This window comes from Nitrobacter sp. 62-23 (genome assembly GCF_001897285.1).
Lineage (GTDB): Bacteria > Pseudomonadota > Alphaproteobacteria > Rhizobiales > Xanthobacteraceae > Nitrobacter.
Window position 1 is genome coordinate 1 of sequence record NZ_MKSM01000104.1, and the last position, 12,474, is coordinate 12,474.

12 protein-coding genes and 1 tRNA gene are annotated in these 12,474 nt (G+C 61.1%); 7 read left to right on the plus strand and 6 right to left on the minus strand.

Features of this window, described 5'->3' with window-relative positions; all coding sequences use genetic code 11:
• Positions 1 to 166: 166 nt before the first annotated feature.
• The 3 genes from epmA to BGO16_RS10510 all read left to right on the plus strand — a co-directional run bounded on the left by epmA (position 167) and on the right by BGO16_RS10510 (position 2,791).
• Positions 167 to 1,210 (plus strand): EF-P lysine aminoacylase EpmA, encoded by a 1,044-nt coding sequence (epmA, locus tag BGO16_RS10500; protein WP_292618641.1) that lies wholly within the window; start codon positions 167 to 169, stop codon positions 1,208 to 1,210.
• Complete coding sequence (locus BGO16_RS10505; protein ID WP_292618642.1) at positions 1,207 to 2,307, plus strand: lysine-2,3-aminomutase-like protein; 1,101 nt, start codon at positions 1,207 to 1,209, stop codon at positions 2,305 to 2,307. Before epmA ends, BGO16_RS10505 begins: the two co-directional genes overlap by 4 nt.
• A 217-nt stretch (positions 2,308 to 2,524) precedes the next feature.
• The gene (locus BGO16_RS10510) at positions 2,525 to 2,791 is read left to right on the plus strand and encodes a hypothetical protein (protein ID WP_292618643.1); all 267 of its coding nucleotides are present in this window, start codon (positions 2,525 to 2,527) and stop codon (positions 2,789 to 2,791) included.
• Positions 2,792 to 2,797: 6 nt separating this feature from the next.
• Here BGO16_RS10510 and BGO16_RS10515 read toward each other — a convergent pair whose 3' ends face one another.
• From BGO16_RS10515 to BGO16_RS10525, 3 genes are all read right to left on the minus strand, one after another.
• Complete coding sequence (locus tag BGO16_RS10515) at positions 2,798 to 3,376, minus strand: HdeD family acid-resistance protein (RefSeq protein ID WP_292618644.1); 579 nt, start codon at positions 3,374 to 3,376, stop codon at positions 2,798 to 2,800.
• A gap of 194 nt (positions 3,377 to 3,570) precedes the next feature.
• Positions 3,571 to 4,605, minus strand: coding sequence for a PrsW family glutamic-type intramembrane protease (locus tag BGO16_RS10520; RefSeq protein ID WP_292618645.1), 1,035 nt, complete (start codon positions 4,603 to 4,605; stop codon positions 3,571 to 3,573).
• 381 nt (positions 4,606 to 4,986) lie between these two features.
• Complete coding sequence (locus tag BGO16_RS10525; RefSeq protein ID WP_292618646.1) at positions 4,987 to 5,289, minus strand: hypothetical protein; 303 nt, start codon at positions 5,287 to 5,289, stop codon at positions 4,987 to 4,989.
• 834 nt (positions 5,290 to 6,123) lie between these two features.
• Between BGO16_RS10525 and BGO16_RS10530 the strand changes: the two genes are divergently transcribed.
• The 3 genes from BGO16_RS10530 to BGO16_RS10540 all read left to right on the plus strand — a co-directional run bounded on the left by BGO16_RS10530 (position 6,124) and on the right by BGO16_RS10540 (position 8,649).
• Positions 6,124 to 6,483: a hypothetical protein gene (locus tag BGO16_RS10530; RefSeq protein WP_292618647.1), complete on the plus strand. Its 360-nt coding sequence runs from the start codon at positions 6,124 to 6,126 to the stop codon at positions 6,481 to 6,483.
• 513 nt (positions 6,484 to 6,996) lie between these two features.
• Complete coding sequence (locus BGO16_RS10535; protein WP_292618648.1) at positions 6,997 to 7,668, plus strand: phosphatase PAP2 family protein; 672 nt, start codon at positions 6,997 to 6,999, stop codon at positions 7,666 to 7,668.
• A 639-nt stretch (positions 7,669 to 8,307) separates the two neighbouring features.
• Entirely contained in the window at positions 8,308 to 8,649 is a 342-nt protein-coding gene (locus tag BGO16_RS10540) for a hypothetical protein (RefSeq protein ID WP_292618649.1), read from the plus strand.
• Between the two features lie 445 nt (positions 8,650 to 9,094).
• Here the strand turns inward: BGO16_RS10540 and BGO16_RS10545 are convergent, their stop codons facing one another.
• Together BGO16_RS10545 and BGO16_RS10550 are read right to left on the minus strand one after the other, a co-directional pair.
• Entirely contained in the window at positions 9,095 to 9,388 is a 294-nt protein-coding gene (locus BGO16_RS10545; protein WP_292618650.1) for a hypothetical protein, read from the minus strand.
• Between the two features lie 547 nt (positions 9,389 to 9,935).
• A tRNA-Arg gene (locus BGO16_RS10550) sits at positions 9,936 to 10,012 on the minus strand.
• 352 nt (positions 10,013 to 10,364) lie between these two features.
• On the opposite strand from BGO16_RS10550, the gene BGO16_RS10555 reads away from it, so the two are divergent.
• A complete protein-coding gene (locus BGO16_RS10555) occupies positions 10,365 to 11,705 on the plus strand; it encodes a tetratricopeptide repeat protein (RefSeq protein WP_292618651.1) in 1,341 nt (446 codons plus the stop codon).
• Between the two features lie 31 nt (positions 11,706 to 11,736).
• On the opposite strand, the gene BGO16_RS10560 is transcribed toward BGO16_RS10555, so the two are convergent.
• A complete protein-coding gene (locus BGO16_RS10560) occupies positions 11,737 to 12,114 on the minus strand; it encodes a hypothetical protein (protein ID WP_292618652.1) in 378 nt (125 codons plus the stop codon).
• Positions 12,115 to 12,474 lie beyond the last annotated feature (360 nt).

Consider the following 12,474-nt stretch of genomic DNA (forward strand, 5'->3'; position numbering starts at 1 on the left):
AGAACTGGCGATGACTCTCAAGGCTGGATTTCCTAAGGTTCGGGCTCGAGACCGGTCCGGACAGGGGCGTCCTGCGGCCGTTGAGGCGGTTTCGGGCCGCAACATACTGATTTGGCCCGTCGGCGCCAGTGGTTTGCGGCCGATTCCGGTCGATTGCTGAGGATGGATGAGCGGGATTTCTCCCTGGTGGGATCAGGCCAGGCACGCGGACCGGAGGCCGTTTTTGCAGGCGCGCTGTGCCGTGACCAAGGCGCTGCGGGCCTGGTTCGACGCGGAAGCGTTCGTCGAGGTCGAAACCGGCGTTTTGCAGGTGTCGCCGGGCAACGAAACCCACCTCCATGCGCCCCGCACCGCGCTGACGTCGCCGGCCGGCGAGCGGGTCACGCGCTACCTGCGCACCTCTCCTGAATTCGCCTGCAAGAAGCTGCTCGCGGCCGGCGAACGGAAGATCGTCGAATTCGCGAAAGTATTTCGCGACCGCGAGCGCGGCGACCTGCATCTGCCAGAATTCACCATGCTGGAGTGGTATCGCGCAGGCTGTGCCTACGACATCGTCATGGCCGACTGCATCGCTGTCATCGCCCGCGCAGCCAGGACGACGGGCATCGGCACGTTCTCCTTTCGCGGCCGGCGCGCCGATCCGCTGGCGGAGCCGGAGCGGCTGACCGTCGCCGCTGCGTTCGATCGCTTCGCCGGGATCGATCTCCTGAAAACCGTAGCCGCCGGGGAGGGCGATCGCGCAGCGCTGGCATCGGCGGCGTTGGGCAAGGTGCGGATCGCGGACGACGACACCTGGTCGGATATTTTTAGCAAGATGCTGGTCGAGCACATCGAGCCTCAGCTCGGGCAGGGGCGGCTGACGATCCTGTTCGAATATCCCGCGCCGGAAGCCGCGCTGGCGCGGGTCAATCCGAATGACGACCGCGTCTCCGAGCGTTTCGAGGTCTATGCCTGCGGCGTCGAGCTTGCGAACGGGTTCGGCGAATTGACCGACGCCGCCGAACAGCGCATTCGTTTCACGCGCGCGATGGACGAGAAGCAAAGCCGCTACGGCGAGCGTTATCCGCTGGACGAGGATTTTCTCGCGGCGGTCGATTCGATGCCGCAAGCGAGCGGGGTGGCGCTCGGCTTCGACCGGCTGGTGATGCTGGCAAGCGGCGCCTCAAGGATCGATCAGGTGGTGTGGACGCCGCCCGCGGAGGATGCATGAGCGGAAGGAGCGGCGAGAGCGTGGTTTCGACTTTGCGGCGGCCGGAAGACCTGATTGCCCATGGCCTTGCGCCGGCTGCGGCTTTGCCCGATCTCGTGAAGGTCGCCGCGCGCTATGCCATTGCGATCACGCCGCATGTGGCCGGCCTGATCGATCCGGCCGATCCCCACGATCCGATCGCGCGGCAGTATGTGCCGAGCGGCGATGAACTTGCGGCCGAACCCGGCGAGCGCGCCGACCCCATCGGCGACCACGCACATTCGCCGGTGGACGGCATCGTCCACCGCTATCCCGATCGGGTGCTGCTCAAGCTCGTCCATGTCTGCGCGGTCTATTGCCGGTTCTGCTTCCGTCGCGAGATGGTCGGCCCGGCCAAGGAAACCGCGCTGTCGAAATCGGCGACCTCGGCCGCGCTCGACTACATCCGGTCGCATCAGGAGGTCTGGGAAGTGATCCTGACCGGCGGCGATCCCTTGATGCTGTCGCCGCGGCGGCTGGCCGAGATCATGGCTGAACTCGCCGCCATCGATCATGTCAGGATTATACGTATTCATACCCGCGTGCCGGTGGCCGACCCCGCGCGGGTCACTGACGAGATGGCGGCGGCCCTGAAAGTCGCGGGCGCCACCACCTGGCTGGCACTGCATGCCAACCATCCGCGTGAACTGACGGCTGCGGCGCGGGCGGCCTGCGCGCGGATCGTCGAGGCCGGGATTCCCATGGTCAGCCAGTCGGTGCTGCTGCGCGGCGTCAACGATGAGGCCGCGACGCTGGAGGCGTTGATGCGCGCCTTCGTCGAATGCCGCATCAAACCCTACTATCTGCATCACGGCGATCTCGCGCCGGGCACGGCGCATCTGCGGACCACGCTGGAACAGGGACAGGCCTTGATGCGCCGGCTGCGCGGCCGGGTGTCCGGCCTGTGCCAGCCGGATTACGTGCTCGATATCCCGGGCGGATACGGCAAGTCGCCGGTAGGACCGGACTATATGTCGCGCGCAGATTTAACCTTGGGAAAAGGTGAATATCCGCCGGAATCGCGGTATCATGTTGTCGATTATTGCGGAGGCGTTCATCTCTATCCACCGTTGCCCTAGAGTGGGATCCGAGAATGCGCATGATCTTTTCGCCACATCGCTCACACTTTGGCGGATCATGCGCTGGTGGATCATACGCTCGACGGTCCAAGCCGAAAAGGTGCTTGCGCAAGTCGCGGAACGTTGAAGCTTCCGGAACGTTCCCGACAATACCATGGCGGACACCATGAGCGGACACCATGAGCGGACATTGGAGCAGCGGAATGGGAGCAGCGGAATGAGCAAGACCTTTGCGATCGCGGTTTCTGTGGCTTTGATCGGAGCGTCCGCGGCGGTGGCGCAACAGGGAACGAAGGGCGGATTGAACGATCCGGCTGCTCCGGCCGCTACCCCGTCATCGCCTTACACCAACGCACCGGTTGGTCACCGTCAGCCGCGCCTGAGCGACCTTCCTCCGGAAACCAGGGAGGCCGAGAAGGCGAAAGTCGATCCAGCGGATGCCGCTCTCGACCGCAAGATCAAGAGCATCTGCCGGGGCTGTTGACGGTCCCTAATCCGCGTTGCGTGCCGCGAGCGCCATTGCGATCAGCGTCGCGCCGCCGAACATCATGTTGAGCCCGACCAGCAATCCGACGGCCCATCCGGCCGTTCCGGGCAGCCCGACAATGATGACGAAGGCGACGATGATGTCCATCACTCCCGCCGTCAGCAACCAGCCCCATCGCTGCGAAAGTTCACGGCGATGGTCGAGCGCGTACATGATGGTGACGGCGCCCTCGGCGAGAAAGTAGGCGCCGACCACGATGGTCAGCGTCAGCATGCCCCGGACTGGCTGGATCACCAGCAGGATGCCGACCAGCAGCGCGAGCGCTGCCGAGAGCAGAGACCACCAGAAACCGGGTATCCGTGGCGCCCAGAACGTCATCATCAGGCCGCCGATGCCGCCGATGAGAAACAGCCAGCCGAGGAAGATCGTGATGGCAAAGCTTGCGAGCGACGGCACGATGACCGCGGCCATTCCGAGGAGCACCAGCAGGATGCCCTCGAACAGGAAGGCCTTCCAATGCTCGTGGACCTCGGTGGTAATTTTCAACTGAAGACGTTCGAAATCCTGGGAAGGGGTTGTCATCGGCTGGCTCCATGAAACGAAAACCGCGCATCCTTCGGGCCGGAGTTTAACGCACGACGGCTCAAAAAGTGGCAAAAAATCCGTGTTCTGAAACGTTTCATGTCCTGACTGGCATTTTGATCAGCCGTCAGCGCCGGGCTTGACCGGAATCCATCAATCTTTCAAAGGAGATGGACTCGGCAGCGATACCGAAATCAATCTGGATCGGCGGGACTCGTTCCGGCCCCGGCCATTCGCAGGCGGTTGCGTCCGCGCACATAGATGGCGGAGGTCATGAGGAGGAGGACGGTCCCGATCAGGATCGCAACCATCCCCACCGGGACGAGGTAGGTGGCGACGTGCCTGTCCACATTGGTCATCCATCGATGGATCGATGACAGGATGAAGGCCGCGCCGAGAAAGCTTACCCCGCCGCCGCCGACCAGCAGCGCCCACATGCCGCGCAGGTTGCGCAGGCGCTCGCGCGAGGTCTCGGTGCGAGGAGCGTGGTGCGCGCCGACACGCCGAACCAGATAGCCCGCAAACAGGATGGCGCCGAATCCGACCAGCATGGCCGTGCCTTCGAGCACCAGCGCCCCGGGTCCGCTGAGATCGGGATTGCGTTGCAGCGCCAGCAGCGGCGCGTCGAAACTGGCATGCAACACGATGGGCACCGCGAAGATAGCCACCCGGTTGCGGATGCGCGCCCAGTCGCGGGCATGGCGGTGCGCGCCGAGCGCGGTGCCCGCACGCGCGATGGCGATGTAGGCGCCGGCGATAATGCCCAGCGCGCCGTGGAACGGAACGGTGAGCACGCTGCGCAGCACAGCGAGCGAACGCCAGATGTCGGCATGCTGCATCAGGTAAGCGAGGTTTTCATAGGCCGCGAAGCCAAGCCCCGCGGCGGCGCCGTACACCACCGCATCCATGGGATCGGCGGGCTTGCGGCGCATCGCGGCAACCGCGGCGATGGCGGCGATCTTCACCAGTTCCTCGGGGGCGGCGATCGCAAAAAGCGAATGCAGGATCAACGCCAGCCACGGCGGCTCCGTCACGTTTACCAGCGGCGCGAACGGCGCCCGCGTTAACCCAAGCAGCGATACGCTGGCTGCGCCGAGCACGAACGCCGCCCAGACCATCGCGGGCGGTCCCGGCCTTTCGTCGGCCGCGATCACCAGCCACAGCAGCAGCAGCGCAGGAGCGATGGCGGCTGCCCCCATGACAGTGGGAAGAGTTTCGAGCAGATTCATGTCAGCCGAAAATAAACGGTTTCAAATGCTTATGCGCAACTCCACAACTCATGTCGCAGCCCTGGAGGCCGGTGATCCCGATTCCGCAAAGGGCGTCGCAATCAGCCATATGGGATCGGAGAGGGCCATGCCAACCCGTCACCCCGATTCCACGCCTAACCAATTCCATAGCGTTTCACAGTGTTTTGACTGAAGCATGGCCTCAGACTTGACCTGGGGGACGGATGCCGGCTCTCGTGAACAAAACGTGTTAAATCATAGTCTTAAGAGACGATCTCTCAGAAACGAAATGACTCCAAAGTCCTTCACCGTTTCCGTGAAATGATGAAAGACTCCAGGTCGTGGTGTCGTTTCAGATATCAGCGAGCTTTGCCGCTGGCCTCAACCACGCGCAGACACGCCGTTGCAAGGGGCGCTATTCCAATTACCCCAGTGAACGCTGGCGAGACTGCGATAATCGGTCGTCCGCGGACGGCGGGTCCGTTTCTCGTAGGCGCCGATGACACGCTCGGAGGTGGTGATCTTGCGCTGCAGGTCGGCCACCAACCGTTGCTTCTCGGCGCGCGCCTGGGGCTCTGCGGTCTCACCGAAACGAAAACGGCGAACCTCCATGTCGCGCAGAACTTCGCGATGTTTTTTCAACCGGGCGCGATGCCAGGCAATGGTGCTGTCGCTGTCCGCCATCGAAACCTCACTCCTGCTACGGCCGTCATCGGGCCGCGATAAAGAACGAGCGAGCCGAAACATTGCTGATCCGCGGGACTCCCGTTCGGCAGCGGAGCGAGCAACGCAGGCCGGAAAAGAGCGTCGCCGGATTCTGGTTAATCAATGGTTAACGACCGTGAAGCCCGCCTCGGCGCAGGCGTCGTCGCGCGCGTTCGGCGACCCGAAACCATGCGATGCTGGATGTCATCTCCGATGACCGGTGAAGCCCGGAAATGTCTGGAATCGCTCCAAATCCGACTATACGCCTTGAAGTTTTACGCTATATTGTAAATGATATTACGAGAGGGATTCGGCCTCATCGGCCGTCCGCCACCGGCGCAAGCCGGTAAAAAGAGTCGGACTTCGGTCCGAACTTGTTCCCCAGGACTGCCGCGCTGTTCACCTTGGTGGACAGCGCGGTATTTTGCGTGAACGAGTCCCCCGGTCTTTCCCGGCACTGCGCGACCCTTCCCACACACGAGCCGACCGTCTGAATCGCGGGAGAGGGCATGCGCGCTGCGGGCAGGAGAGCCAGATCTGGCGGCGCGGTGGTCAACCATGTGGGATGCGGCGCTTGCCACCGGAGCTGCTTCCGCTTCGGGCAAAACCGGAGGTATGAACTCTATGATTTTGATCTAGCGTGTTTTCCTCGTTCAATCGGGCGCCCATTCTCAGGCCGGGGCGAGGCCGTGCATCGCTTGTAAACGCTATAAAGCATCCCCTGCCGGGTACCCCTTGTGTGGCTTCTCACCCGACGATACGATTCCATCGAAGTTGAGTAAGTATGAAGTTGAGTAGCAGGAGGCGCACGCAATGCTGGCGGACATCAAGGAGCAGGTACTTTCAGTAATGAGCCTTCGGCTGATAGCGATCGTGCTGCCGGCGATGGTCCTGTCAATACTGACGGCGATGGCGATGTACCAGTTGGGTTTCCCGACGATGGTGTACAGAGAAGTGGTCCTGATTCTGACGACGCTGATGCACGTGGCGCTGGTTCTCTGGTCGGCGCTGAACGTTATTCTCTATGGGATCGTGATTGCCGGACTTCTGGTCGCCCTTTTTCTGCCGGCCTTGATCATTCTGTGGGAAATCCGCAAGAAGCGGGACGAGTCTCCGGCGGCTGCCTCGAGTCCTCATCCCTCGTCCAATATGGCGGAGGCGATGCGGCAATAGACGCGGGACGCCCCATCAACTCGGCCATCCCGGCTGCAGACCACGCGCAAATGCCTTGTCCCAGCCGGTATGTTCGGCAACCTGTCGCTCGCTCGTTTCATACCGAACCGGCGCGTGCGAATAGCGGCAGGACAAGTTGCAGTGCCGCTCCTCTTTCGCCGAACTGAAACTAAGTTTCCTGCCCGCTGAACCGTTTGGCGTGGCAGCTTTGGCCACACCTTCTCTCTTCTCTCTTCTCTCTTCTCTCTTCTCTCTTCTCTCTTCTCTCTTCTCTCTTCTCTCTTCTCTCTTCTCTCTTCTGCGATTGCCACAGCGCAGGTGGGCTTTGATTCTTGCTGGCGCGCATGAATCGGTGCCTCGGGTCAAGCTCGAGCACGCGCTTTGCTCAAAAACGCTACATCATTGTTTTATTGACCGGCAGCGGTTTGCGCGTAATAGCAGTGCCGCGAAATTTGCGTCTGTTTCGACCCTTCATTTCCGGTTGATGCGATGAGTTCTATAGCAGCGACAATTATGGGCCTTGATAGGCAGGTTCTGCTTACGCTCAATTCAATCGGTGGAAGAAATCAGGACCTCTGGGACCTCGCCAACAATTCGCTCTTCAGGGGATTCCCCCTGTTCTTTTCCATTGTCGCGCTGTGGTTCTCCAGCGAACAGCCGGAGCGCCGTGGTCGAATGCTGGCCGGCCTGATGGCGATCTGCCTGGCGACGATGCTCTCGGTCTGGTCGCAGTTTCATACCGCGGTTCACATACGCCCGATCCTGGATCTGGCAATTCCTCTGGACACCGTCATGCCGCGAACGCCCTGGGATCGGACGAATTCGTTTCCGAGCGACACCGCGACCTTGTTTTTCAGCCTTGCCGCCGTTGTTCTCGTTGAGAAGCGCTGGCTCGGATTATTCTGCTTCGCATGGGTCGCGTTGATCATCGCGATTCCCAGGGTCGTTGTCGGGCTTCATTATCCAAGCGACATCATCGGTGCGCTTGTTCTCGGGCCAGCGCTCGTTTTCATTTTTGCAAGCCTTCCATACCCGAAGCGTTTGTTTGAATGCGCGCTCAGGTGGTTCGATGGCCGCATGTACATTGTTCACGCATTCCTTTTCATTTTTCTGGCGGAAGCGTTCGACATGTTCCCGAGCTTGCAAGCTCTCGGAAAGATGTTCGCGCGTTTGCTTCACGCATAGAGTTTATGCTTTTGGCTTTGAGGTGACGGTGCCGGCCCGGAGCGGGTTGAGGTTTGACGAATTGTCGTGCCCGGCTTGTGCCGCGTATCCCACGTCTTGAAACGTGGACCGGATCAAAGACGTTGGATGGCGTCGTTGAGCGCGAAGCAACGCTGTTCCTCGAGCCAGCACAGCGACGCCGTTCTTCGAGCAGCCATAGGCGAGCACGGCGACGCCGTTCTTCGAACGGCCATAGGCGAGCGCAGCGACGCCGTTCTTCGAACGGCTATGCCATGACGCGTTGAGAACGCATCATCGTCAACTCATCCCGTTCCAGTTGGGCTGAAACGGGATTTTGAGGCGCTCCACCGCGCGCGCAGCGCCTCAAGTGACACAGCGCCATTTATGGTTCACGGATTCGAAGGCGAGGGCGGTTCTCGCTATTTCGCATTAGGCGCCGGTGGTTCTGACGCACCTGCAGGCCCCGCAGGCCCTGGTGGGCCAGCAAGTCCGGCTGGCCCGGGAGGTCCCGGTGGTCCTGCGGGCCCCGCCGATCCAGCGGGGCCAGCGGGTCCAGTTGGTCCGGGCGGTCCGGCAGGACCGGGCGCTCCTGCTGCTCCGCAGTTTTGAATCACCGCGTCACGGGTCTGGGACCCGGAGGTGATCGTCACGATGCAGGTTGAGGGAAACTCAGCGCCGGACCATCTGAATGCCCCGGTCCCCGTGCTCTCGATTTTCACCGTCTTGGCCGGGTTGATCTTGATTTCGACGTTGGGGTCGCGCGTGCCCCGGATCCGTCCCTCGATCACCAAATCCCCACGCCTGATGGTGGCGCTCGTGATGAAGATATCGGCGGATGCGCTGATCGGCCATGCGGCGGCAAAACAGGTGACCGCGGCCGCGGCGGTGCTGACTAGCTTCGAAAGCATATTGAACATCCTCCCCCACACGAACCAAATCTCATCACGAAAATACGCTGAGAGCAACCACGAGCGAGGATAAGGATCCTTATACAAGCATCGCTTGTGAGGAATTGTTGCGATCGGTCACGAAGTGACTTGCGGGTTGGGCCAAAGGGCGCTACTCGCCCCCCTATGGCATCATCGAAGCGTCACACACCCGGCGTGCGAACCCGCGATGGAGGTGAATATACCTGTCCGGGGTGCGGAGCAGTCTATCAGGTGACGGTCTATACCAGCCCGTTCAAGGACACGAACCATCAAGACTGCGATATCTGCAATATGAGCATCAAAAGCTGGAATCACGCCACCACCTGGTGGTCCTACAAGTTGACCAAGCGGCCACGAAAATAGACCGTCCGATGAAGCGCCCGAGCTGAAAAGATCGCGTGCCGGGCCAAAGGCCCATTCCGCTTGGTTCACCTCATGGCTTGGCTCACCTCATGGCCGCGATCCAGCGGCTGGACAATCCCGAATGTCGAGCGGTCCTAATAATTGACCGAGATCACATGTTCGGCCGCGGCACAGCAAAAATGCCGTCGCCAGCCATAATAGTAAGCGGGGCCAGGATACCAGCCGTGTGCGAAGAAGGGTACGGTTAACGGCGTCGCACCACGTATACCGGCCACCAGTCCGCCCGAAATGGGCGCGCGCCAGTACTTCGCGTGGTGATGGTGACGGGCAATCGTGGCCGCAAGCCGCATATCCTCCGCCGCCTGGACAGTGGCCGTCGAAACGACCACAGCGGCGGTCGCCAACACGAGAGTTCGCAGTTTCGCCATCGATCCGTCCTCAATCGTGAATCCATTTTATCCATTCTGCACAACATCGGGGAACGGCAAAAGTCCCGACCGAAGGAAATTACAGGTCACAATTCGAAAAAACGGGCGTGACGGCTGGGAAGGGCGTTTTCCTTGTTCTGCCGTCCACGCGGCCACGCCTTGCGAAGAAGGCGGAGGGACGTAATCATGTCGCCCGCGTTCTCAACACCACACCGGACCCTGCCTCATGATTTCGATCCTGTTCACACTCGCATTTGTTGGCGTCATGCTGTTCATCGGAGGGCGGATCGTCCTGGGCTGGATCCTGCCGAAGCGCCGTCGCTAGAACATGATCCCGAAAACTGGAAACCGGTTTTCGGAAAAGATCATGCTCAAACAAAAAGATAAGCGACGAGTCTGATGCATCGCAGTTGAATGCATCGCAGTTGAAACAGACGCCAGATGGCGACTGACGCGGCTGGATGCCATCGCGGAAACGCGAGAAGCTATCCCAGGCCAGCGCGGACGCGGCTGACGCTGCAATGCCAAGCTGAAAGAGAATGGCGGTTGGCGCGCTCGGAGAGATTCGAACTCCCGGCCCTCGGAATCGAAATCCGATGCTCTATCCAGCTGAGCTACGAGCGCCCCGCACCCTTATAGGGAGAGCGAGGTCCCGATGTCACGCCCTTTGCCGGGTCGTCCTTGGAGAACCGCGAGCCACCTTGACGGTCCGGGGTGTGGATTGGAGATGGGAGCGCGGCGCGGCTCGATTCGTCTCTTTGGCTTAAAATCGCGAGGCATGGCCAAGTCATTGATTTTACTTGTTCAAAGTGTGGTAAAAAGGTGACTCCGCGCTGAAATTGCGTGGCCCGACGGTCAGCCTCGTTTCAATTGCGTCCGCCGACGCTAAGCTAAAATTTATTAAGCTGCGGATTTTCTCGATATTCCACAAAGATGGAACGGAAGCCTCGCATCAAAGATAGCTTTGGGTGGCGGCGTGAAATGTGTTCAGACGGCGAAAGCCGTATTCGTTTTGCTGGCGACCATTGCCTGCTGCTCGGCGGCTGCGGCGCAATCGCCGGCGCCGCCCGTCACGGCGGCGGCGGTGGTCCAGCAGGACTACGACGCGCTGTTTCAGCAGATGTACAAAAATCCCTCCGACCTGGAGGCGAGTTTCAAGTTCGCCGAACAGGCCGTGAAGCGCGGCGACTATGAAGCGGCCATCGGCGCGCTCGAGCGCATGCTGTTCTTCAATCCGAATCTGCCGCGCGTGAAACTCGAACTTGGCGTTCTGTATTTCAAGCTCGGCTCATACGAACTCGCGCGCAGCTATTTCCAGGAGGCGATCAAGGCTGGCGACGCCCCTGATGAGATCAGGGCGCAGGTCCTGGCCTATTTGACCGAGATCGACCGCCGGATGGCGCGATACGAGTTCAGCGTGTTCACCACCGCCGGCTTCCGCTATCAGACCAACGCCAACCTCGGCCCTTCGAGCTTGATGGTGCGCGCGCTCGGTCAGGACGCGCTTCTCGACGGCACGTACGGCAAGCGTCCGGACTGGAGTTTCTTCCAGACCCTCACAGCCAACTACGCCTACAAGATCGGCACGCGGGGAGACGCCATCGAAGCAAGTTTCCTCGGCGTCAATTCACGCCAGTACAAGCTCAACCAGTACAATTTCGGTCTCGTCGAACTCGTCGTCGGGCCGCGCATCGCGATCGGCCAGAACGCATCGTTCAAGCTCTACGGCATCGGCGATCAGGTCTGGCTCGGGGACGCCAATTATTTTTCGGCCGGCGGCGGCGGCGTGTCCGCGCGCACGACGATCGGCGACCGCGGACTTCTGGAGGCGTTCGTCGAGGGGCGGCACCGCGATTTCTCCGATTCGAACAACTTTCCCACGGCCAGCCAGCAGAGCGGGGATCTGCTGTCGGCGGCTGTGATGTCGGATCTGCGCTTCGGAGCGCTGCACTGGACGGCGCGCGCCGGATTCGATCAGAACCAAGCGGTCTTTGATTATTACTCCTACAAGCGTTACTCGATCGACATGGCCTTCCCGTATGCGTTCGCCCTGCCGGTGTTCGGCACGCCGCATCAATTCGTGATCGCGCCGACGATCGGCTTTAGCTGGGCCAACTACGATGCGCCCAATCCGATCGTCGATCCCGTCACGGTGCGGAACGACACCGAGCAACGTTACGGCGCGATTTTCGATGCGCAGGTGTACAAGAACGTCGGCGTGCGAACGCAGGTCCAATATATCAGGATCGACTCCTCGCTGCCGAACTACGCGACCGATAACCTTTCAGTCTCGATCGGGCCAACCGCGCGGTTTTGAGCCGAACCTGCTCTGCGACCGGAGCCGCGCGTCAGAGCGCTGCGGCGGTGTATCCGCGCAGGTGCACGACCTGCGGGACCGACCGCCTGTCCTTTGCCGGAACGTATCGCGCGGTTGCGGAGGCCCGCGTTCCTTTGCCGGCATCCTCCACGGCAACCGACATCGTCAACCCCTCAACCGACGGCCGGAGTTTCCGGACGATGCCGGGTTGCGTTGCGAGGACGGTCCCGGCCGCCGCCATCGCTTCGGCCAGCCGCATGTCAGCGGGCTGATCGATATTTGTCGCCAGCGAGTTGACGCCCGCGAGCGCCGCGTCGTCGGCAATGTCCTGCAAGCGCGTGTTCGTCCCGGCGTGGACGGACATCACGAAACCGGCTGCCGTCACAAAGGGGAGGGCTGTCGCCGCCATCACGGCGAAACTCCGTTTGCTGAAAAATGTCCGGGCCATCATTGTAGGCTGCCTCTGCTGCTTTGCTGATCGGCTCTGGCGGCAAGCATGAGAGACAGACGGCGGATTTGTCGTTAATCTGCTGCGCGTGGCCTCGCAAAACCTCTTACAGTGCTGAAAAATTGGCTATTTTCGTCGCGCCAAATTGAGCGGATTTCGTTAATGTGCCGGTAACACTCGTGCCGTCTGGTCCGCCGGGCCATCGAGCCACCGACTGCAAATCGAGGAGCCGGATTGAGGCTTTGATGTCGTCGCTTCCCACAGCGTTTTCGAGCGAAGTGGAATCCGGTTCGCGTGAAGAAAACGGGTCACAGCAAGAGG

Excerpts from the sequence above, each read along its gene's own strand:
- BGO16_RS10515 (WP_292618644.1), bottom strand. The coding sequence starts at position 3,376 with ATGACAACCCCTTCCCAGGATTTCGAACGTCTTCAGTTGAAAATTACC.
- BGO16_RS10520 (WP_292618645.1), bottom strand. The coding sequence starts at position 4,605 with ATGAATCTGCTCGAAACTCTTCCCACTGTCATGGGGGCAGCCGCCATC.
- BGO16_RS10505 (WP_292618642.1), top strand. The coding sequence starts at position 1,207 with ATGAGCGGAAGGAGCGGCGAGAGCGTGGTTTCGACTTTGCGGCGGCCG.
- BGO16_RS10525 (WP_292618646.1), bottom strand. The coding sequence starts at position 5,289 with ATGGCGGACAGCGACAGCACCATTGCCTGGCATCGCGCCCGGTTGAAA.
- BGO16_RS10530 (WP_292618647.1), top strand. The coding sequence starts at position 6,124 with ATGCTGGCGGACATCAAGGAGCAGGTACTTTCAGTAATGAGCCTTCGG.
- BGO16_RS10510 (WP_292618643.1), top strand. The coding sequence starts at position 2,525 with ATGAGCAAGACCTTTGCGATCGCGGTTTCTGTGGCTTTGATCGGAGCG.
- BGO16_RS10545 (WP_292618650.1), bottom strand. The coding sequence starts at position 9,388 with ATGGCGAAACTGCGAACTCTCGTGTTGGCGACCGCCGCTGTGGTCGTT.
- BGO16_RS10560 (WP_292618652.1), bottom strand. The coding sequence starts at position 12,114 with ATGGCGGCGACAGCCCTCCCCTTTGTGACGGCAGCCGGTTTCGTGATG.
- epmA (WP_292618641.1), top strand. The coding sequence starts at position 167 with ATGAGCGGGATTTCTCCCTGGTGGGATCAGGCCAGGCACGCGGACCGG.
- BGO16_RS10535 (WP_292618648.1), top strand. The coding sequence starts at position 6,997 with ATGGGCCTTGATAGGCAGGTTCTGCTTACGCTCAATTCAATCGGTGGA.